22 protein-coding genes are annotated in these 19,813 nt (G+C 37.5%); 9 read left to right on the top strand and 13 right to left on the bottom strand.

Annotation, left to right across the window (positions count from 1 at the left end; genetic code table 11):
• Positions 1-59: 59 nt before the first annotated feature.
• From LQ201_RS14110 to LQ201_RS14095, 4 genes are all read right to left on the bottom strand, one after another.
• Positions 60-602 carry a TlpA disulfide reductase family protein gene (locus tag LQ201_RS14110; RefSeq protein WP_230143258.1) on the bottom strand — a complete coding sequence of 181 codons (543 nt, stop codon included), beginning with the start codon at positions 600-602 and terminating at the stop codon, positions 60-62.
• Between the two features lie 68 nt (positions 603-670).
• Entirely contained in the window at positions 671-1,960 is a 1,290-nt protein-coding gene (locus tag LQ201_RS14105) for a hypothetical protein (protein WP_230143257.1), read from the bottom strand.
• 160 nt (positions 1,961-2,120) lie between these two features.
• A complete protein-coding gene (locus LQ201_RS14100; protein ID WP_230143255.1) occupies positions 2,121-2,648 on the bottom strand; it encodes a hypothetical protein in 528 nt (175 codons plus the stop codon).
• On the bottom strand, positions 2,641-3,150 hold the full coding sequence (locus tag LQ201_RS14095; RefSeq protein WP_051691810.1) for an RNA polymerase sigma factor: 510 nt from the start codon (positions 3,148-3,150) through the stop codon (positions 2,641-2,643). Before LQ201_RS14095 ends, LQ201_RS14100 begins: the two co-directional genes overlap by 8 nt.
• Positions 3,151-4,227: 1,077 nt before the next feature.
• Here LQ201_RS14095 and LQ201_RS14090 point away from each other — a divergent pair.
• From LQ201_RS14090 to aspS, 7 genes are all read left to right on the top strand, one after another.
• The gene (locus LQ201_RS14090; RefSeq protein WP_230143253.1) at positions 4,228-4,632 is read left to right on the top strand and encodes a hypothetical protein; all 405 of its coding nucleotides are present in this window, start codon (positions 4,228-4,230) and stop codon (positions 4,630-4,632) included.
• A complete protein-coding gene (locus LQ201_RS14085; RefSeq protein WP_230143251.1) occupies positions 4,632-5,099 on the top strand; it encodes a DUF4265 domain-containing protein in 468 nt (155 codons plus the stop codon). Before LQ201_RS14090 ends, LQ201_RS14085 begins: the two co-directional genes overlap by 1 nt.
• Complete coding sequence (locus LQ201_RS14080; RefSeq protein WP_230143249.1) at positions 5,096-5,365, top strand: hypothetical protein; 270 nt, start codon at positions 5,096-5,098, stop codon at positions 5,363-5,365. The genes LQ201_RS14085 and LQ201_RS14080 overlap by 4 nt, the downstream gene beginning before the upstream one ends.
• 88 nt (positions 5,366-5,453) lie before the next feature.
• Positions 5,454-5,678 carry a DUF2798 domain-containing protein gene (locus LQ201_RS14075; RefSeq protein ID WP_057930794.1) on the top strand — a complete coding sequence of 75 codons (225 nt, stop codon included), beginning with the start codon at positions 5,454-5,456 and terminating at the stop codon, positions 5,676-5,678.
• Between the two features lie 31 nt (positions 5,679-5,709).
• Positions 5,710-6,279 carry a Crp/Fnr family transcriptional regulator gene (locus LQ201_RS14070; RefSeq protein WP_230143247.1) on the top strand — a complete coding sequence of 190 codons (570 nt, stop codon included), beginning with the start codon at positions 5,710-5,712 and terminating at the stop codon, positions 6,277-6,279.
• A gap of 38 nt (positions 6,280-6,317) precedes the next feature.
• On the top strand, positions 6,318-6,953 hold the full coding sequence (locus LQ201_RS14065; RefSeq protein ID WP_230143244.1) for a DUF4272 domain-containing protein: 636 nt from the start codon (positions 6,318-6,320) through the stop codon (positions 6,951-6,953).
• Positions 6,954-7,106: 153 nt separating this feature from the next.
• Positions 7,107-8,852 (top strand): aspartate--tRNA ligase, encoded by a 1,746-nt coding sequence (gene aspS / locus LQ201_RS14060; RefSeq protein ID WP_230143242.1) that lies wholly within the window; start codon positions 7,107-7,109, stop codon positions 8,850-8,852.
• Positions 8,853-9,037: 185 nt separating this feature from the next.
• Here the strand turns inward: aspS and LQ201_RS14055 are convergent, their stop codons facing one another.
• The 7 genes from LQ201_RS14055 to LQ201_RS14025 all read right to left on the bottom strand — a co-directional run bounded on the left by LQ201_RS14055 (position 9,038) and on the right by LQ201_RS14025 (position 14,114).
• The gene (locus LQ201_RS14055) at positions 9,038-9,475 is read right to left on the bottom strand and encodes a hypothetical protein (RefSeq protein WP_230143240.1); all 438 of its coding nucleotides are present in this window, start codon (positions 9,473-9,475) and stop codon (positions 9,038-9,040) included.
• Positions 9,462-9,839 carry a phage holin family protein gene (locus LQ201_RS14050; RefSeq protein WP_215165634.1) on the bottom strand — a complete coding sequence of 126 codons (378 nt, stop codon included), beginning with the start codon at positions 9,837-9,839 and terminating at the stop codon, positions 9,462-9,464. Before LQ201_RS14050 ends, LQ201_RS14055 begins: the two co-directional genes overlap by 14 nt.
• A 52-nt stretch (positions 9,840-9,891) precedes the next feature.
• A complete protein-coding gene (locus tag LQ201_RS14045) occupies positions 9,892-10,158 on the bottom strand; it encodes a YtxH domain-containing protein (protein WP_025142262.1) in 267 nt (88 codons plus the stop codon).
• A gap of 72 nt (positions 10,159-10,230) precedes the next feature.
• Positions 10,231-11,280, bottom strand: coding sequence for an AI-2E family transporter (locus LQ201_RS14040; RefSeq protein ID WP_057930801.1), 1,050 nt, complete (start codon positions 11,278-11,280; stop codon positions 10,231-10,233).
• 65 nt (positions 11,281-11,345) lie between these two features.
• The gene (locus tag LQ201_RS14035; RefSeq protein ID WP_230143238.1) at positions 11,346-12,761 is read right to left on the bottom strand and encodes a sigma-54 dependent transcriptional regulator; all 1,416 of its coding nucleotides are present in this window, start codon (positions 12,759-12,761) and stop codon (positions 11,346-11,348) included.
• Positions 12,762-12,911: 150 nt separating this feature from the next.
• Positions 12,912-13,691 (bottom strand): enoyl-CoA hydratase/isomerase family protein, encoded by a 780-nt coding sequence (locus tag LQ201_RS14030; RefSeq protein WP_230143236.1) that lies wholly within the window; start codon positions 13,689-13,691, stop codon positions 12,912-12,914.
• A gap of 3 nt (positions 13,692-13,694) precedes the next feature.
• Complete coding sequence (locus LQ201_RS14025; RefSeq protein WP_230143234.1) at positions 13,695-14,114, bottom strand: cobalamin B12-binding domain-containing protein; 420 nt, start codon at positions 14,112-14,114, stop codon at positions 13,695-13,697.
• Between the two features lie 316 nt (positions 14,115-14,430).
• Here LQ201_RS14025 and LQ201_RS14020 point away from each other — a divergent pair, with 316 nt between their 5' ends.
• Complete coding sequence (locus tag LQ201_RS14020) at positions 14,431-16,086, top strand: glutamine--tRNA ligase/YqeY domain fusion protein (protein WP_230143232.1); 1,656 nt, start codon at positions 14,431-14,433, stop codon at positions 16,084-16,086.
• A 218-nt stretch (positions 16,087-16,304) separates the two neighbouring features.
• Here the strand turns inward: LQ201_RS14020 and LQ201_RS14015 are convergent, their stop codons facing one another.
• Positions 16,305-17,141: an N-acetylmuramoyl-L-alanine amidase gene (locus LQ201_RS14015; protein WP_230143231.1), complete on the bottom strand. Its 837-nt coding sequence runs from the start codon at positions 17,139-17,141 to the stop codon at positions 16,305-16,307.
• Between the two features lie 113 nt (positions 17,142-17,254).
• Between LQ201_RS14015 and LQ201_RS14010 the strand changes: the two genes are divergently transcribed.
• Complete coding sequence (locus LQ201_RS14010) at positions 17,255-18,934, top strand: Zn-dependent hydrolase (protein ID WP_230143230.1); 1,680 nt, start codon at positions 17,255-17,257, stop codon at positions 18,932-18,934.
• 125 nt (positions 18,935-19,059) lie between these two features.
• Here the strand turns inward: LQ201_RS14010 and LQ201_RS14005 are convergent, their stop codons facing one another.
• Complete coding sequence (locus tag LQ201_RS14005) at positions 19,060-19,806, bottom strand: LytTR family DNA-binding domain-containing protein (protein ID WP_230143229.1); 747 nt, start codon at positions 19,804-19,806, stop codon at positions 19,060-19,062.
• Between the last annotated feature and the right edge of the window lie 7 nt (positions 19,807-19,813).

Genomic DNA, 19,813 nt, shown 5'->3' with positions numbered 1-19,813 from the left:
GACCGCTCTAGAATATTGCACTCCCTTCAACCCACGATTTGTAACCTTACATATTCTGACTAATTGTTTAATGCAAATTTTAACTTCTCCTCAAAAAGTACCGATTTTGCTTTAAACTGTGGGTCAGAAAAGGAAATATTAGCAGTAGCATAAATAATCTTTCCATCTTTTCCCACCAAAATATTTGAAGGAAAGCCGTGATTAATATTCAGTTTTCGGATCTCATCTTTGCTTAATGATACAATTTCATATTTGTAACCGTTCCGTTTCTGAAATCGCCTGGCACTGGCGGGGCTATCATGGGTAATCCCGATAAACCTTACAGCTTTTTTGCCATATTTAGCCACCAGATTATTTAATTCTGGCATTTCGGCTATACAAGGCGGGCATTTTTCGAACCAAAAGTTAATTACCACTACCTCGTTTTTTAAATCGGTATTGGAAAGTTGTTTTTTATTGATGGTTAAACCGTTAAAGGGAGGTAAATTTTTACCTATTAAATCTTCGAAGAAAGTTTCCTGCGTAGCCCATTTAACAGGAGCATCTTGAGCTAATGTTGTGAAAGAAAAAAAAGAGATCAGTAGAATAAGGTAAATTTTCATCAGCGCTAAATATAAAAAAAGTCCTACCAATATGGCAGGACTTCAAGATTTGTTTGGTTTAGAAAATCTTATTTAAAGGTAACCGAACCGTATTCTGTTTTAATGGAAACGTTTGCAGCACCGCCACTACCAATTTTACCAGCATATTTTTTGGTTTCATCATCTTTACTTACCAGGTTTGATGTTACATTTGAGCCATATTTAAAGCCGGCATACGAAGTAGAAACATTAAAATTGGCATTATAACGGTCGGCAAAGCCCAATCCAACGCTTACATATTCACCACCAAAGCTGAAGTTTTTACAAGCTGGAGTAATTTCGTTTACGCTAAGGCGGTTGTAATCCATGTTGATGTTGGCATCACCATTTAACGCACCCAAAGTAACGTTGGAATATTCTGCATTTACTGCAATTTTACCAGCTGATGCAATATTTAAATCACCATAAGCCTGTTTAACAACCGTATTACCTTTAACCGTATTGATGTTTACTTTGGCATATTCTGCATTTAAAAGTAGATTGCCGCCAATAGTGCCGATGGTTAAACCTTTACCATATTCTACCTTAATATCGGCTGATCTCCTGATGGTATTGATGTTTACCGCAACATACTCGGCATCAAGTTGTAAAGTACCCACAGCCCCAATGGTTACCGGGCCATTATATTCATGTTTTACCACTGCAGCATTCAGATCCTGGATATCGCATTTACCATATTGAACATTGATGTAGTTATTTACATTGCTTAAATTGCCAGCAACCAGATTGCCATATTCTACCTTTAAAGAAGTTGGACCAGAAAAATTACCCAATTCTACGTTGCCATATTCTTGTGAAACCGTTAATGGGTTTACTGCTGGCATATACACCACGTAATTTACTTTCACTTCCCTCCGCCAGGTGGTTACTCCATTTTTCATCCCACGGCCATAACGTCCGTTTCTATCGCCCATGTTCGTTCTGAAAGTAACTACATCACCGTTTTTATTCGCATCAATACTTATCCCATCAATCAGTTTTTGCGCATCATTATCCGAACTGCTATAAGCTTTAATATCTACATCAACACGTACTTCTTTTTTATCCCAGGTTTTAATGGTCATCGATCCATATTGATTGTTTAAATTAATTTTGTCGTTATTATCTACACTAAAACTCTTGCTAAAAGATTTAGAACGTTCGGCATCACTTCCTGTTTGATTGTGTTTTACGTGATTTACGACCATCGCCAGTGTTGAAGATTTCGCTGCACTTTCGACAATTACCTGCTCTGATGGACTATTTACCGCAACTTCTTGCGCATTGGTTTTTACGGCGATTAAAGCCATAAAGGCTAAAAATATTTTTATTGTTTTCATGTTGTTAATTGTTAAACATTTAATAGCTCAAAACCTGCCGGCCGGCAATAAGCAATTTAATGTGGTGAGCGTTCCCTAATTTGTATAAAGTATGTTGAATCAGGTATCAAGACCGATTGACTACTATTTATTGTGCTTTTAGGCGTTAATTTCTCCTAAATTAAATCTGGTTAACCCTTTTGTAATCGTCAACCTGGTTAATAATTAATAATTGTTGTTTTAATAACTGCAGTTGTATTTCGCGGTTTTTAACCATGGCCTTTACCACAAAAGTTTGGTTGGGCGAGGTTGGCAGCTCTGCTTTTAATCTTTCGTAATCTTCATCAAGCTTTTTCAGATCGGCCGTAAATTTTTTATACAACTCTGGATTCGCAGAAGCGAAAATGGCCAAACTATCTTTTTTTTCGGTAATCAAACCTGCGAAGTGGACTTCTTTTTTGGCATATGAAGCACTAACGTCGGCTATTTCTAAATCTTTGTTTTGTAATTTTCCTACGTATAACCAGGCTAAACCGAAAACCACCACGATAGCTGCTGCTGCACTCATCCATAAATACAGCTTTACCGGCTTTTTTTTCTTCTTGTTATCTAATTCTTGTTCAATCTTTGCCCAAAGTCCTGCCGATGGCTCCATTACATCGAAAGCTTTACGGTTTTCCTTTACAAAGGTTTCTAATCTGTTATTCATCTCTCATCCCTTTCTGTTCTAAAATACTTTTTAACTTCTTTTTCGCCCTCATGTACTGTGTGCGGCTTGTATTTTCACTTATTTTTAAAATGTGTGCAATTTCCTCATGGTCGTAACCCTCTAAAAGGTATAAACTCAATACCACTCTATAGCCATCTGGCAATTCGGTAATGGCTGTTCTAATTTCATCAGCTTGCAACCGTACTTCACTGTCATCAAAACTATCCTCATCAGGCACTTCCGATAGCTCATCGGTACTTACAAACTCCATTTTACGTTTACGTAAATAATTGATGGATTTGTTGATCACGATCTGCTTTAACCAAAGTCCGAAAGTGGTTTCCTGCCTAAAATCTACAATTCTGGTAAAAGCATCTAAAAATGCTTCCTGTAAAACATCTTCTGCCTCTTCTTCGTAATTTAAAATGCGCAGCGCCACATTATACATGGCCTTTGCATACAGCTTGTACAATTCAAACTGTGCTGCGCGGCTGCCCTGCATGCATTTTTTTACTAGCTCTAGGTTCTTATCGATGTATACGGCTTCCAAAATTTCGAATATTCTGATTATAAGACATAAGGGATTTTAAAACGTTGCATCAAGGTAGAAAAAAAGTTTAGAAATATGTTAATACAGTATTAAGATAGAATTAAATGCACTGTTATGCTCAGGAGCAAAGCACAAAATGACTTCTTCATTCCGGTAAAAAATGTTTTATATTTAATAGGAAACGGTTGGTTCTGTGCTTTTGGCATTTTCAGTCCCGCTTTTTGGTACGAGTTCCGATGAAGGATCGGAAGCTCTTCCCGACAATCGGGTTTATTTAACAAAGTTTGGCGCCCAGAAGCAAACCACTGTACCTAAACCCGACAGCAGCGAACACGCAGTGCAACGAAGTAAAGCGGATGGCGGGGCTACAGCACCCAATGAAATGCTGCCCTTTCGTTTCCAAAATGTAAAAGTCTTGAATAATATTAGGAAATGAGCGGTTCTGTGCTTTTGGCATTTTCAGTCCCGCTTTCTGGTACGAGTTCCGATGAAGGATCAGAAGCTCTTCCTGGCAATCGGGTTTACTTCACTTAGGCCGGTGCCTGGAAAACAAACCGCTGTTAACTAAACCCGACAGCAGCGAACACGTAGTGCAACGAAGTAAAGCGAATGGCGGGGCTACAGCACCTATGAAATGCTAACCTTTCATTTTCTAAAAAGAAAAAACATTTATAATTAATGGGAAATGAGCAGCTCTGAGCTTTTTGCAATTTCAGTACCGCTTTCTGGTACGAGTTCCGATGAAGGATCGGAAGCTCTTCCCGACAATCGGGTTTATTTCACTTAGGCCAGTGCTTGAAAAACAAACCGCTGTACCTAAACCCGACAGCAGCGAACACGTAGTGCAACGAAGTAAAGCGAATGGCGGGGCTACAGTACCTATGGAATACTAACCTTTCATTTCCAAAACCTAAAAGCCTTTTATAAACATTAGGAAATGATTACTTCTATACCCTTGGTATTGTGGAAAATCATTTATAGAATCATCATAAATTTGAAATCCCTGATACAAACAATTAACTTCATGCCATGGAAACCGATTTGATCATTTCAGCAATAAACGAGATACACAAAAAAGCAGATCAGGCTTTAGAAAGTAAGGATGTAACTGCCTATACTGCGATGTTTGATGATAGCTTAACTTATACCCCTGCAGAAGGTATAGCGCTTAATAAACGCGATTATACAATCGATTTAAAAGAGTATTTTGGTCATATTAAAGAAATCCATACCAGTTATTACCGCATTAAATCTTCTTTTGAAAACGAAGTTTTTACCGAAAAAATAGCCCGAAAATCAGTCATTTTAAAGCCGAATTTGCTTATTTTTTCTAAAAAACAAACTATCCAAACTGAGGAAATTTACCATTGGAAAAACATTAAAGGCGGATGGAAAGTAATCGCTATTGAAATTGTGCTAGAAGAGAAATACTAATGACTGAAGATAAACTGGTAAAAGTCCTCTTTGCTTTTCATAGCGATGCCCTGGAGGAATGGACAATAGAAACCATGTGGTGCGAAACTGTAGATCAGGAAAAAGGCCATTATAAGCTCGAAAACATTCCTTTTTATGCACCCTTTGCCTATAACGACCTCGTATTTGCAGAATATGATGAAGATGAAGGGATGTTAACCTATCGCGAAACTATTGCTTATTCCGGCCATTCTACTATCCAGGTGGTGTTAATGGACAGCGCAAATTCAACAAATGAAATTATTACCATGCTCGAAACTTTAGGGGTTAAAATCGAAAAATTTAAGGATGGTTATTTCGTAATCGATATCCCGCCCAGCCTAAATTACAAACCCATAAATAATGAATTAAAGAATTTGGCAGAAAAAGAGATTATTGATTACGCCGAAAGCTGCTTAGACGATAAGCATCAATTTCAAATAACATGAAATTAAAAAGAATAGCATATTACATCATTTTAATGATGGCAATAACCGGTATCTTCTTATTTCCTTATGGAATACTAAATACCATGGTAAGCCTGAAATATGAAACGGACAAGGCTGGCGACTGTATTTCAGTAATTTCGGGAGATAATCTTTGTGAAAGTATCAGCAATATGAAAGTTTACTTTATTATTGCTGTAATCCTTATGGCAATTCTCATAATTTTTAAAAGAAGAATATTGATACAAAAAACACCATCTCCTAAATAATTAGCCTCATTCCTTTTTGACCTACATCAAAGTTTAAGATTTTTAATGGCTGCACCTTTGTAACATTATAAATTAAACAGATCAAAAAATGAAAAAAGAACATTTCAAATACATCAACACACTTTTCGTGGTTATCCCTATGACATTAATTATGGCCTTTGTGGGGTTAATGCGCAACTATGGTTTTGGCGAAGATTGGTTTATCAAATTCTTAAAAGCATGGAGTATTATGTTACCTGTAGCCTATTTTGCGGCTTTTATCATTATTCCCAACGCACGGAAACTGGCCGAAAAGATCACGTCTAAAGCCTAAACATTATTACATTTGGTTAAGACTAAATTAAATGCACGAACAGCTTTCCAGTTATATCAGAGAAAAAATTACCATCAGTGATGAGGATCTGGCGCAGGTATTGTCTTTTTTCAAGGCGATGCAGGTAAAGAAAAACGAATTCATGATCAGCCCTGGCGAAACGAGTCAACGCATTTATTTTGTTGACAAAGGCTGCTTACGGATTTTTTTCCTAACAGAAGGTGGGACTGAAGCTACCAGGCATTTTGCTTTCGAAAAGCAGTTCGCCACGGCTTTGGTCAGTTTTATTACCAACGAAATTTCAAAGGAGTTTGTGCAGGCTATAGAAGATACCGACCTGTATTACATTTCGCAAAAGGACTTCTATCATCTGCTTAAAATCATCCCCCAGTGGGAGAAACTTTACCGCCATTATTTGGAATATGCCTACGTAACCAATACCAATCGCTTGATGTCGTTTATAACGCTTGATGCCACAGAGCGTTACCGCCAGTTGCTTGCGCAAAATCCAGGCGTGGTCATGCGCATGCCGAACAAAATGGTTGCCTCTTATTTAAATATCTCACAAGAAACTTTAAGCAGATTAAAGTCAAAAGCATAAATTTAGGATGTAATTCTAAATTATATTATCATTAAAATATGACCGCTCAACAACGTAAGGACCAAACTGAAATAATTTTAAAGGAAAATAACATCCCCATAAATCTATATTTGCCACTAATAGAAGAGGAACGTGAAGCTGTAATTAGAACTGCGGCAGATATTGCTAAACGTATATTGATTCTTGCCTATTTATATACAACAATTCATAATGACGATGATAAGCAGGACATCATCGCTTATCTTAAAACAGAAAAATTATGGGGCCATGTTTCTAGAAGAGAGCAGGCTCTTTTTAATAAAGAGACATTAAGTGAGAAAGAAGCAAGGAATCTCTCCTGGCGTGTTGAATGTATCAAGGTTTTGCTATGGTCAATAAACAAAATAGATGATCTGGGGCTACCTATTGATGAAGCTTCTGAAATATTCAATTTGATCCCCGGATATATGGAGTCAAGTGAAGAGTTTATAAATGGAGCGGTGATCAGGGATACTACCGAAATCCTTGATGCTTCTGATTTAATTTATAGAATACATTGGGCAGTAAAACAAGCCAGAATAGATAATACAGAAATTCCAAATATTAATCCTGATGTTGTTCAGGAATGGCATCAGGCAATTAATTGGATTACATTTTACGAAGATAGGTGGGACGACATCACAACAGACACCTAAGAAGGTCTAAGGGTGTCCATCATTTCTCTTTGTGTGCTTAGCGTATTTGTGGTCTAAAACAACAAATTAGGAAGCACAAAATTTCCTTAAATCTACTACGCTAAACTTTAAAACAAAATCGGTATTTTTGCCGCTCAATTTAGATTACAATATATGTTAAGAACAGTAACTTGTGGTGCATTAAACCTAAATAACTTAGGCGAAAGTGTTACGCTATGTGGTTGGGTACAAAAATCAAGAGATTTAGGCGGTATGACTTTTATCGACATCCGAGATCGTTATGGTATTACTCAGTTGGTTTTTAACATGGACGATAATCGTGAACTTTGCGAAGCAGCACGTTCATTAGGCCGCGAATTTGTAATTAAAGCAATTGGTACCGTTGTAGAAAGAAGCAACAAAAACCCAAAAATGGCAACTGGTGATGTGGAGATTAAAATTTCTGCTTTGGAAATTTTAAATGCAGCAAAATTACCTCCATTCATGATCGATGACGAAACTGATGGTGGCGATGAGTTGCGCATGAAATACCGCTATTTAGATTTACGCCGTAATCCGGTTCGTAATAACCTGGTTTTGCGTCATAAAATGGCACAATCGGTTCGCCGTTATTTAGATGCTTTAGATTTTATCGAGGTAGAAACACCTGTTTTAATTAAATCTACACCAGAAGGTGCAAGAGATTTCGTGGTGCCTAGCCGCATGAACGAAGGCGAGTTTTATGCTTTGCCTCAATCGCCGCAAACCTTCAAACAATTGTTGATGGTTTCGGGCTTCGACCGTTATTTCCAGATTGTAAAATGTTTTAGAGATGAAGATTTAAGAGCCGACCGTCAGCCTGAGTTTACCCAGATTGATTGCGAAATGTCTTTCATCGAACAAGAAGATATATTAAATACTTTTGAAGGTCTGATCCGTACTTTATTTAAAGAAGTACGCAATTACGACTTACCGGAAGTACCGCGTATGCAATATGCAGATGCGATGCGTTTATACGGTTCTGATAAACCTGACACCCGTTTTGCGATGCAGTTTGTAGAGCTTAACCACTTGGTAAAAGGTAAGGGCTTCCCGGTTTTTGATAATGCAGAATTGGTAGTAGGTATCAATGCAAAAGGCGCAGCAGGCTATACACGTAAGCAGTTAGATGAATTAACAGATTTTATCAAACGCCCGCAGATTGGTGCTACAGGTTTGATTTATGCGCGTCATAACGAAGATGGAACCATTAAATCTTCAGTAGATAAATTCTTCAACGAAGAAGACCTTAAACAATGGAGCGAGGTTTTTGAAACAGAAAAAGGCGATTTATTATTGATTTTAGCTGGCTCTACCGATAAAGTGCGCAAACAGTTAAATGAGCTTCGTTTAGAAATGGGTAACCGCTTAGGTTTACGCGATAAAAACACATTTTCTGCCCTATGGGTATTGGATTTTCCATTGTTGGAGTGGGATGAGGAAACAGAGCGTTACCACGCCATGCACCACCCCTTCACTTCGCCGAAACCTGAAGATATTGCCTTATTGGATACCGATCCTAAAAACGTACGTGCCAATGCTTACGATATGGTAATCAACGGAACTGAAGTTGGTGGCGGATCGATCCGTATTCACGACAGAGCATTACAGGCTTTAATGTTCAAACATTTAGGTTTTAGTGCAGAAGAAGCACAAAAACAATTTGGTTTCTTAATGGATGCCTTCGAGTTTGGCGCACCACCTCATGGCGGTATTGCCTTTGGTTTCGATCGTTTAACTTCAATTTTCGCAGGTTTAGATTCAATCCGTGATGTGATTGCTTTCCCTAAAAATAACTCAGGCAGAGATGTAATGATCGATAGTCCAAGCACTATTGACGAGAAGCAATTGAAAGAATTAAAGATTAAAACAGATTTATAGGTTCATTAGTTCACTGGTCATTGGTTCATTGGGCTGGGAGCAGAAATAGCATCGTCATAAAACAAGGCTTACAACGGCTGAGTTTTTAATCAAGAAAGCCTCAGAATTTAGCATCCTGAGGCTTTCGATTTAATATCATTTTGGCAATTGCACACTAATGAACAAATGACTGATGACCCATTTAACTAGTAAGTTTCGCTATCGGGCGGGATGCCGTAGTCCACAAATTTCTTTTCTTTTTTCTCTTTCTTTTTTCCCAACCAGCTCTTCACAGAATTAAAAATTGCCGACAAATGTTCCGCATCAAGCGATTTACCGATTTTTCCTGAAACCAGACCTACAGCCGCTTTGGTTAAAAAACCAGCACCTCTAAATAGGGTTTTATTCATAAACATCGGCAAAAGCAACGACATGGCGGTTCCACTAATATTTAATTTTTCGTCAGCTTTAAACAGGTTACTTGGTGTAGCGTACCGCTTTATTAGCGCGCCTAAGGTAAATTGTTTAAAATAAGCTCTCGTATCCGATTTAAGCATATTCTGCTTAAGGGTGTACTCAACCTTAAGTTCTAATTTTCTAGCCTGCAGGTCTTCTAGGTTACGGATGTCTTTATACCTTTTCATCTTCCTCCTTATCTGCAAGTTTATCAAAGTATCTTCTGATGGCTACATTAATAATTGCCTTTTCGATATACTTATCTTTAGTTAAATAAACACCCAGTGCCAATAGAATATAGAACAAGGAAACGCAACCAAAGCCTCCGGCATAGCTACCCAAAAGATCAGACAGATAAAGCGCCAAAGTTACCGAGCCAAATAAAAAGGCCAATATAAAACAAACAATAACTACCGTACTGGTTACTAAATCGGCAAAAACTTTAGAGACTTTTTCTACCAGGTAAAGTCTTGTATACTCAACCCTGGCCTCTAAAAACCCTTTGGCATCGTCTACAAGATCTTCAATGCTTTTATCTTTATTTTCCTGCATAATTCAGATTGATATTTAACCGGGCTTTGCCCGGCTATGCAATATTTATTTATTACGCGTGCTCTACGTCGTCACTATATTCTTCTTCTACGCTTCTTAATTTCGTTTTGATGGAGCTTACCACTTTATCCTTTAAGCTGGCAAGGTTGTTAATTTCATCAGCAGCTTTATCTTTGATAGAATCGCCGAGGTCTTTTAGAGACTGGCTTAATTTATCGCGGGTTTCATCACCTTTATCTGGTGCGAATAAAATTCCTAGCGCCGCACCAGCAGCTAATCCTGCTAAAAGCGCAACTACAACTTTTGAGTTATCATTCATAATTAATGTATTTAAGGGTTTAACAATTATGTACAATATAAAACTACTACATTATTTATTGTTAAGCTATATTTATAACTCCGTATGCTCGTTATTTGTTTTAATTCTTTCCAATCTTTCTGATGCAAGCGTACTGGTTTCGTAAATCTTAACGAGCAATATAAAATAAGATAACAGTAGCGGGCCAAAAACAAGGCCCAATATTCCAAATAAAGGGATACCAATAATTACGCCAATTACTGTAATTATGGGGTGAATATTGCCAACTTTTTTTGCAATGATAAACCTCAGCACATTATCGATATTGATAATGACTACAAAACCAAAAATAAGCATGGCCCAGCCAGCAAAATTATTCCCGTTCGCAATCTGCAAAATCGCAGCTGGAACAAAAACAACTGGTGGCCCCAAAACGGGCACAAAAGAAATAAATGTTGTAATTACCCCCCAAAATACAGGATCTTTATAACCCAAAACATAAAAAGAAAGACTTAAAAGCGAACCTTGAACGAGGCAGATCAGCCCTTGTCCTAATACATTTGCATAGGTTGTATTTCGCATTTCATCTCCAAAACGAAGTGCATTCTGTTCTCTGAAAGGTGCATATTTAATCAATGAAAATTCGAATTTTCTTCGCTCTATTAACATAAAGTAGAGTAAAAAGTACATCACCAATAAACTTAATATAATATTTACTGCACTCGATATTAAGGATGGGAAAAGCTGAGTGGCCCAATTCCCTAAGCGGTTTAATCCTTCCTGGATAAGATCCTGATTAATTTTAACCGGAATAAGATGCTGTAATTTAACCAGCAGATTCCTGAAAAACACTTCATTGTTCTTCAATTCCGAAATTTTACTGATAACCATACTACTTAATGCATAAAAAGGCATTACAATGAGTATGATGCTGATGGTGATCAGGAAAATAGCCGTTACTCTTTTATTCCAGCCCTTATTTTCTGCCAAATGAATATACGCCGGCCGCATTATCGTGTAAAGCACCAAAGTACTTAAAATAGCACTAAAAATACTTTGTAAAGAATACGCAATTAACACCCCAAGCGCAATAATAATGACCAGGTTAATGTTATTGCGTTGCTTATAAGAGAATACTGACATATTTAGATCATAAGGGTATTCTTTAAATGCTAAAATGGCTGATTTTGTTTTTCTAGATTTAAAATTTATATCTCATCATCAACCTCAATGAATTTGATTTTATTGTAAAGTGTTTTTCTGTCGATATTTAATATTTTTGCCGCCTTGGTCTTGTTGAAATTAACCGCTTTTAGCACTTCTAAAATAGCCGTATATTCGGCTTCCTTAGCAGTATTTCGCAAATTAAGTGATTTATCATCATTTAATTTTAGCGGCAAAAGAAGCGCTTTTTTTTCGTGCTGTGTCTTAGGATAATCAGTCATTCTAAGCTCCAATGGTAAAACATGAGTTTCTATGCGATCACCATCGGTTAATAAAGCAATCCGCCTGATAACATTCTTCAGCTCACGTACATTACCTGGCCAATTGTATGCTAATAAACATTTCATCACTTCATCAGAAAAGCCTTTAATCTTTTTGTTCAATTCTTTGTTTACTGCGGCCAGAAAACGTTCAGCAAAGATAAGGATATCATTGTCCCGGTGTTTCAATGATGGAACATGTATCGAAAATTCATTAAAGCGGTGATATAAATCTTCCCTGAATACCCCCTTTTGAATCCCTTCTAGTAAATTTTCATTTGTAGCTACAATAAGCCGCACATCCAGATCAATCTCCTTCGTACTTCCAATCCGCTTAATTTTCCGTTCTTGAACGGCCCTGAGTAAAGTTGCCTGGATCTCATAGGATAAATTACCAATCTCATCAAGAAATAATGTACCGCCATTAGCTTGCTCAAAGTGACCGATTTTAGTGAAGGCTGCTCCAGTAAATGCCCCTTTCTCGTGTCCAAAAAATTCACTGGCGGCTAATTCTTTTGTTAAAGAACCACAATCCATGGCGATGAAAGGTTCTCTGCTACGCGAACTATTTTGGTGAATGGTTTTAGCAACACATTCTTTCCCTGTTCCACTTTGCCCCGTTAAAATGACGGTGTACCCTGTTCGTGCTATGAGTTGGATTTGTTTCAGTAAAAGTGCTGAAGCATCGCTTTCCCCATTTATATATTCCGGATCATTTAGAAAACCGGAAATAACATTATGATCAGCGCGTTCAAAATTTTTAGGTGATTTTAAAGCCTCTTGCGTTTCAAGGGCTTTATTTATGGTATTTAAAATTTCATCTGGGTAGAGCGGTTTAACAATATAATCGTAAGCCCCTAGTTTTATCAATTCTACGGCAAGCTTAATATCCGAATAACCTGTAATAATAATCACACTGGTAGCCGGATAGTTTTCCTTAACGTGAATTAAAATCTCCTTCCCATCTGTATCATCCAAACGATAATCGCATAATACCAAATCGAATCTCTCTTTTTCAAGAATTTGTAAAACCGTTCTACCAGTTGTTACATTCGAAACTTCAAATCCATTTTTAGTTAAAAACTTGCAGAGCAATAAACCGATGCTAATTTCATCGTCAACAATGAGTATCTTTTTCATGAGTAGCGTTATTATTATAAAAACCCATATGTAGTGTTAAACACACGAGGGTTAATAATTAATTAACATAATTACTCAAAATAAATTGCATTGAAAATTTTTGCAACACTTTCGTTACACCATACATCAGATTAATACTACACAGTCATGCTATTTTCCAGAAAAATTTGCTTTTCTCTTTTCAACAAATGCAGTCACTCCCTCTTTAAAATCGGCAGTTTCGAAACATTTGCCAAATTCTTCAATTTCGATAGCGTAGCCATTGCTGTTATTTACGGCTGCAATTACAGATTTTATTGCTGCCGAAACAGCTAGCGGTGCGCGTTGCTTAATAACATTCAGCAGCTCTTCAGCCTTGCTAATTAGATCTGGCTGTGGAACAACATAGTTTACTAGTCCTATTTTTTCTGCATCCGAAGCTGTAATCATATTAGCAGTAGTAATCATTTCTATTGCTTTACCTTTTCCAACCAACTGTGTAAGGCGCTGGGTACCGCCATAACCGGGAATTAAACCTAACGTAACTTCAGGTAAACCTAATTTCGCATGATCTGATGCGATGCGTATGTGGCAGGCCATGGCCAACTCCAGTCCTCCACCCAAAGCAAATCCATTAATTGCTGCAATAAATGGCTTTGAAGAATTTTCAATGGCATTAAAGACCAGATCATGACCACGTTTTGCTAATTCTTCTCCCTGTTTACCACTATAATCAGAAAACTCTTTAATGTCAGCTCCTGCAACAAAGGCTTTTTCGCCTGCTCCTGTTAAGATAACACCTCTTACTTCATCGGTTTTGCCTGCGAAAGCAATTACATCCGCTAGTTCAGCCAAAGTATCTTTGTTTAAAGCATTCAGCGCTTTTTCACGGTTGATGGTAACGTATAAAATGTTTTCTTTTATCTCTGAGATTAAATTCTGGTATGCCATAACTTAAAAATTTCTATTTTCTGTAACCCAATTCTGAATATATTCTACAATACTTGCCATTGTTGTACCTGGAGGAAATAGCTCCCCAACACCCATATCTGCTAGTTTTAACCGATCAGCTTCCGGGATAATCCCTCCGCCGGTTAATAACACATCATCTAACTGTTTTTCTTTCATAAAATGAATAACCTTTGGAAAAACCGTCATGTGTGCGCCCGATAGGATGGAAATTCCGATGGCATCAACATCCTCCTGGAGCGCTGTGTTTACCACCATTTCTGGTGTTTGGCGTAAGCCGGTATAAATTACTTCCATGCCAGCATCCCGTAAGGAAGTTGCGATTACTTTGGCCCCTCTGTCGTGGCCATCCAATCCAACTTTAGCTACTAAAACGCGGATAGGCCGATTTAATACTTTGCTCATAAATGAATATTAAGTTGACGTAAATGTATAGAATTTATTAAGTAATGTAAGTAATAGTTGATGGAACATGTAATGAGCCTGCCTTTGCTAATTAATGCAAAGTATTGATATTAGCCACAGCTATTTTTACTGAATGAGCCAATTCTTCCATTCAATAATTCAGTCATTTTACTATTCAATCACTGTTTATCTGTATTTTAATCGTAATTAATGCAGGCTTAAGCTATCGGCTATCAACTATGGGCTAATAAACCTATAATCATTGTATAAATCCGCTCAATCTTTTTACATTTGCATTCCTAATTTACAGGTTTTTATGAGTGAAGAGAAGTCATTGAACTTTATTGAAGAAATTGTTGAGAACGACTTAAATAGTGGTAAGTATGAAACTTTGGTTACGCGTTTCCCGCCCGAACCTAATGGTTATTTACACATCGGCCACGCGAAAGCAATATGCTTAAATTTCGGACTAACACAAAAATACGGCGGCTATACCAATCTGCGTTTTGATGATACCAATCCGGTAACAGAAAAAACAGAATATGTAAACAGTCAGCAAGAAGATATCAGATGGTTGGGTTTTAACTGGAAAAATGAATTATATGCCTCAGATTATTTTGATGAGCTGTATGGTTTTGCTGTTAAACTGATCGAAAAAGGTTTGGCTTATGTTGACGAGAGCTCTGCAGATGAAATTGCAGCTTTAAAAGGCACGCCAACAGAACCAGGACAGGATAGCCCATACCGTAACCGCAGCATTGAAGAAAATTTAGACATTTTCACGAAAATGAAAAATGGCGAATTTGCCGATGGCGCTTATATTTTGAGAGCAAAAATCGACATGGCCAGTCCGAATATGTTAATGCGCGATCCGATTATCTATCGCATCAAACATGCCGAACATCACCGTACCGGTAACAAATGGTGCATTTATCCGATGTACGATTTTGCTCACGGCCAAAGCGACAGTATCGAAAACATCACGCACTCTATCTGTACATTGGAATATGTTTCGCACCGTGAACTGTACGATTGGTTTATCGAAAAACTAGAGATTTTTCCTTCGAAACAATATGAATTTGCCCGTTTAAACCTTACCAGTACGGTAATGAGTAAACGTAAGTTACTTCAACTGGTTAACGAAAACTTAGTAAATGGATGGGACGATCCGCGCATGCCTACAATTAGTGGTTTGCGTAGGAGAGGTTTTACACCGAAGAGCGTACGCGAATTTTGCGAACGTATTGGTATTGCCAAACGCGAAAATTTAATTGAGCTAAGTTTATTGGAATTTTGCATCCGCGAAGATTTAAATAAAACGGCTAACCGTGTAATGGCGGTTTTAGATCCGATTAAACTGGTGATTACTAATTACGAAAAAGGAACAGAAGATTTAACCGGCGAAAACAATCCAGAGGCTGAAGATGGTGGTGGCACACGTGTGATCCCTTTCAGCAACGAACTTTGGATAGAACGTGACGATTTTATGGAAGTACCCGCAAAAAAATGGTTCCGCCTGGCGCCCGGTGCAATGGTACGCTTAAAATTCGCTTACATTGTTAAATGCGAAGATTTTGTGAAAGATGAAAATGGAAACGTTACTGAAATTCATTGTACTTACATCCCGGAATCGAAAAGTGGAAATGATACCAGCGGCATAAATGTTAAAGGAACTATCCATTGGGTAAGTGCTCCGCATGCCAAAACTGCAGAAATCCGTTTGTACGACCGGTTGTTTACTTCTGAAACACCAGATGCTGAGGAAGGAGATTTTAAAGATTACCTAAACCCTGAAAGCCTAACGGTGTTACCTAATGTTTATATCGAGCCAGCCCTGGCAGATGCAGATCTTGAAAGCCGTTATCAGTTTATCCGTAAAGGTTATTTCTGTTTAGATAGAGATTCTACTGCAGATAAATTGGTTTTTAACCGTACAGTTACACTAAAAGATACGTTTAAGAAGCCAAATTAATTAGCTTTTTTAAACCACAGATAAACACGGATGAACACAGATTTATCCGTGTTTTTTTTGCTAGAATTTGGATTCCAATGCCTGGCGGAGAGAATATGGGCTAGCAAATATTAGCATTTGTTTTTTGCGCCATAAACTTCGGGCTTATTCCACTTTTAAAGATCCTGAAACCAGTTCAGGATGACGGCATGAGTGTAATCTACGCCAAATCCCTTCACTTAATACTTCGTATACACATTATACAGAACCAATATGTCTACCGGTGTTAAAGTTGGTGTAATATCACTCTGAATAAAATGGATTTTAAAAGCGGTGATTGCTGCAGGGAGGTTACTGGTATCGTAACCAATATATTTTAAGGCCATTTCGGTATTAAAATCTACGGGAGGGTTTTTCAGCACATCATCATACCAATAGCCAAAGCCTTTATCTGCCAGTTTTTTCCAGGGGAAATTTTTAGGGTCATTTTTCCGTTTAGGTGCTATATCGGCATGACCGATAAAATTCGCTGTCGGGATTCCATAGGTTTTCTTTAGAGTGGCCAACAGCTTTAGCAAGCTATTCATCTGAGCATCAGGCCATGGATCAGTTAGTCCATTGTTATCCAATTCAATTCCTATCGATGAAGAGTTTAAGTCGGTATCTTTTCCCCATTTACTCACACCAGCATGGTTTGCGCGTAAATAGTCATTTACCATATGTACTACTTTACCATCGCGGCCGATCACATAATGGGCACTTGTACCTGCCTTAGTGGAGAAAAATGTTTTTATGGTCTGTGCCAAACTATCTTGTGCAGTATGATGGATCACCACAAAATTTGGTTTACGTATCCCAAAATTTACAGAACCAATCCATTCCTGGTTTGTTGCTCCTAATGAATCGTAAAGTTGACCAACAGGTGGCGTGGTATTGATTATTTTCGAAAAATCCTTTGCCTTTTCCTTATAGATTTTTTCTGTTGCAGCATATTTGCTGCTTCCGCAGGCAGATAAAATAAGTACAAGAGAAAAAGCGGAAATAGATAATGATTTTGATGACTTTGAAAATAACATGGTATGAATTGTTAGCAGGTTGAAGTTACAAAGTTATCTTAAACTTCACCCAATGCATCAAACTTTATACAAAGCTTTTAAAATTTACTAATTTAGCAGCCATATACTTTAATATGAAGAATTTATACAAATCAACCCTGTTTTTATCGGCAGTAGCTGTTTCTATAGGCGCCTTATCGTCTTGTACCGGCAATAATAAATCTAAAGATGAAAAGGCTGTGGTAGTACAAAAAGATAGCCTGACCAATTATGTTGCACAACGGCTGCCTATTTACGAAAGGGTAAAATTAACCACCAATATAAATGAGTTAAGTGTTAACGACCGTAAAATTTTGCCTTTATTAATTCAGGCAGCAGAAATTATGGATCAATTATATTGGAAACAAGCCTATCCACAAAGAGATAGCTTGCTGGCAACTATTAAAGATGAAAAAACACGCGATTTTGTTAACATCAATTATGGCCCTTGGGACAGATTAAATAATGATAAACCTTTTGTTGAAGGTGTTGGTACCAAACCAGAGGGCGCATCTTTTTATCCATACGGTATTACAAAAGAAGCCATCGAGAAATCGGATCTTGCTGATAAGTTTGGTGCATATTCGGTTATTCAAAAAGATAGTACAGGCAAATTATCAACTGTACCTTATCATGTGTTATTTGCTTCAGAATTACAAAAAGCAAGTTCGTTACTAAAACAGGCCGCTTTAATTGCTGAAGATGCCGGTTTAAAAAAATATTTAAACTTAAGGGCCGATGCTTTGGTAACGGATAATTTTACCGCAAGTGATTATGCCTGGTTAGATATGAAAACCAATGGTTTGGATATTATTATCGGCCCGATCGAAAATTACGAGGATAAACTGTTTAATGCCCGTACCAGTTACGAAGCTTATGTTTTAATCAAAGATAAAGAGTGGAGCAAGCGTTTGGCGAAGTACGTAAAAATGCTTCCTGAATTACAGAAAAACTTACCTGTTGCGGCGAAATACAAAACCGAAACACCTGGAACCGACTCTGAGTTAAATGCATATGATGTGGTTTATTATGCAGGAGACTGTAATGCCGGATCTAAAACCATTGCGGTTAATCTTCCGAACGATGAAAAAATCCAACAGGAAAAAGGAACACGCCGTTCGCAGCTGAAAAATGCAATGCAAGCGAAATTTGATAGGATTCTGGTACCGATTTCAAAAGAATTAATTGAAGCCGATCAGCAACAATACATTAAGTTTGATGCTTTTTTTGCAAACGTCATGTTTCACGAGGTAGCTCATGGTTTAGGCATAAAAAAAACCATTACCGGAAAAGGCTTTGTACGCGCAGCATTGAAAGAACAGTATAGCTGGTTAGAAGAAGGCAAAGCCGATATTTTAGGCTTGTATATGGTAACAGGCTTACTTAAAAAAGGTGAGCTGAAAGGTGACATAAAAGATTATTACACCACATTTATGGCTGGTATTTTACGTTCTGTTCGCTTCGGCGTTTCTGAGGCGCATGGAAAAGCCAATATGCAATGCTTTAATTATTTTCAGGAGAAAGGTGCTTTTGAGCGTACCGCTAAAGGAACTTATAAAGTAAACTTCGAAAAATTTGCAACTGCCATGAACGATTTAAGCGCATTCATTCTCACCCTTCAGGGTAACGGCGACAAAGCTGCAGTAGAAAAAGCACAAAAAGATAAAGCGATTATCCATACCGAACTTCAAACAGATCTGGATCGATTAACCAAAAAGAATATTCCGGTTGATGTTGTTTTTGAACAAGGTGTTGACGTACTTGGGGTAAAATAAAAGATTTCTTTACCCAGGAATTAAAGGCCATAGATATGCAGGCGTAAGCTTGTCTGTCTGTGGCCTTTTTGTTTATAAATTAGGTTTACTATTGAAACTGGTTAATAATAAAGGCTTTTATTCTCCTAGAGCTGTTGCAAGGCTTGTTTTACAGTGTCTTTGTTGGGCTTAGAAACGGGTATCTTTTCTCCAGAGGTTAAGAGTAAGATACCGCCGTCTTCCTTTAACCAGCTTTTTACATATTTTGGATTTACTAAATGGCTTTGGTGAGTTCTTAAAAATCCGCTGGGGCGCAGTAAATCTGCATATTCTTTAAGTGATTTAGAAACCAATATTTTTTCATTACTTGAAAGGAAGAACCGGGTATAAGTATTGTCTGCCTCGCAACGTATAATTTCTGATAAAGCTACATACCTTATTTCGCTTTGCATCTGTAGGGCAATCTTGCTAATATTGGTTTCGGGCTTTTTTAGTTGCTGCAGTAAAAAATCAAGCTGTAGATTTTGTATTTGTGTTGCCAGTTTATGTTCGGCTTTATTTACTGCGTTTATTAATTCTTCAATATCAATGGGTTTTAAAAGATAATCTAAGGCTGCAAATTTTACTGCTTGTATCCCATATTGATCGTATGCGGTAACAAAAATAACTTCGAAATTACGAGTTGGAAGCAGCTTTAGTACATCGAAACCTGTTTGCTCGCCCATTTGAATATCCAGAAACACTAAATCAGGTGAATATTTTTCAATAATATCAACCGCATCATTAATATTTTGCGCTGTTGCCATTATACTTACCTGCGGACAGTGCTTTTCTAACAAAGTCCGCAGGTTTTCTAAGTTGGAAATTTCGTCATCTATTAAAATTGCCTTCATTATAATA

It is taken from the genome of Pedobacter sp. Bi126 (assembly GCF_918698245.1).
GTDB lineage: Bacteria > Bacteroidota > Bacteroidia > Sphingobacteriales > Sphingobacteriaceae > Pedobacter.
The sequence above is the reverse complement of the archived record's forward strand: the minus strand, read 5'-3'. Positions and strand labels throughout refer to the sequence as shown.

Coding starts and splice junctions, on each gene's coding strand:
- LQ201_RS14110 (WP_230143258.1), bottom strand. CDS start 602: ATGAAAATTTACCTTATTCTACTGATCTCTTTTTTTTCTTTCACAACA.
- LQ201_RS14105 (WP_230143257.1), bottom strand. CDS start 1,960: ATGAAAACAATAAAAATATTTTTAGCCTTTATGGCTTTAATCGCCGTA.
- LQ201_RS14100 (WP_230143255.1), bottom strand. CDS start 2,648: ATGAATAACAGATTAGAAACCTTTGTAAAGGAAAACCGTAAAGCTTTC.
- LQ201_RS14095 (WP_051691810.1), bottom strand. CDS start 3,150: ATGCAGGGCAGCCGCGCAGCACAGTTTGAATTGTACAAGCTGTATGCA.
- LQ201_RS14090 (WP_230143253.1), top strand. CDS start 4,228: ATGGAAACCGATTTGATCATTTCAGCAATAAACGAGATACACAAAAAA.
- LQ201_RS14085 (WP_230143251.1), top strand. CDS start 4,632: ATGACTGAAGATAAACTGGTAAAAGTCCTCTTTGCTTTTCATAGCGAT.
- LQ201_RS14080 (WP_230143249.1), top strand. CDS start 5,096: ATGAAATTAAAAAGAATAGCATATTACATCATTTTAATGATGGCAATA.
- LQ201_RS14075 (WP_057930794.1), top strand. CDS start 5,454: ATGAAAAAAGAACATTTCAAATACATCAACACACTTTTCGTGGTTATC.
- LQ201_RS14070 (WP_230143247.1), top strand. CDS start 5,710: ATGCACGAACAGCTTTCCAGTTATATCAGAGAAAAAATTACCATCAGT.
- LQ201_RS14065 (WP_230143244.1), top strand. CDS start 6,318: ATGACCGCTCAACAACGTAAGGACCAAACTGAAATAATTTTAAAGGAA.
- aspS (WP_230143242.1), top strand. CDS start 7,107: ATGTTAAGAACAGTAACTTGTGGTGCATTAAACCTAAATAACTTAGGC.
- LQ201_RS14055 (WP_230143240.1), bottom strand. CDS start 9,475: ATGAAAAGGTATAAAGACATCCGTAACCTAGAAGACCTGCAGGCTAGA.
- LQ201_RS14050 (WP_215165634.1), bottom strand. CDS start 9,839: ATGCAGGAAAATAAAGATAAAAGCATTGAAGATCTTGTAGACGATGCC.
- LQ201_RS14045 (WP_025142262.1), bottom strand. CDS start 10,158: ATGAATGATAACTCAAAAGTTGTAGTTGCGCTTTTAGCAGGATTAGCT.
- LQ201_RS14040 (WP_057930801.1), bottom strand. CDS start 11,280: ATGTCAGTATTCTCTTATAAGCAACGCAATAACATTAACCTGGTCATT.
- LQ201_RS14035 (WP_230143238.1), bottom strand. CDS start 12,761: ATGAAAAAGATACTCATTGTTGACGATGAAATTAGCATCGGTTTATTG.
- LQ201_RS14030 (WP_230143236.1), bottom strand. CDS start 13,691: ATGGCATACCAGAATTTAATCTCAGAGATAAAAGAAAACATTTTATAC.
- LQ201_RS14025 (WP_230143234.1), bottom strand. CDS start 14,114: ATGAGCAAAGTATTAAATCGGCCTATCCGCGTTTTAGTAGCTAAAGTT.
- LQ201_RS14020 (WP_230143232.1), top strand. CDS start 14,431: ATGAGTGAAGAGAAGTCATTGAACTTTATTGAAGAAATTGTTGAGAAC.
- LQ201_RS14015 (WP_230143231.1), bottom strand. CDS start 17,141: ATGTTATTTTCAAAGTCATCAAAATCATTATCTATTTCCGCTTTTTCT.
- LQ201_RS14010 (WP_230143230.1), top strand. CDS start 17,255: ATGAAGAATTTATACAAATCAACCCTGTTTTTATCGGCAGTAGCTGTT.
- LQ201_RS14005 (WP_230143229.1), bottom strand. CDS start 19,806: ATGAAGGCAATTTTAATAGATGACGAAATTTCCAACTTAGAAAACCTG.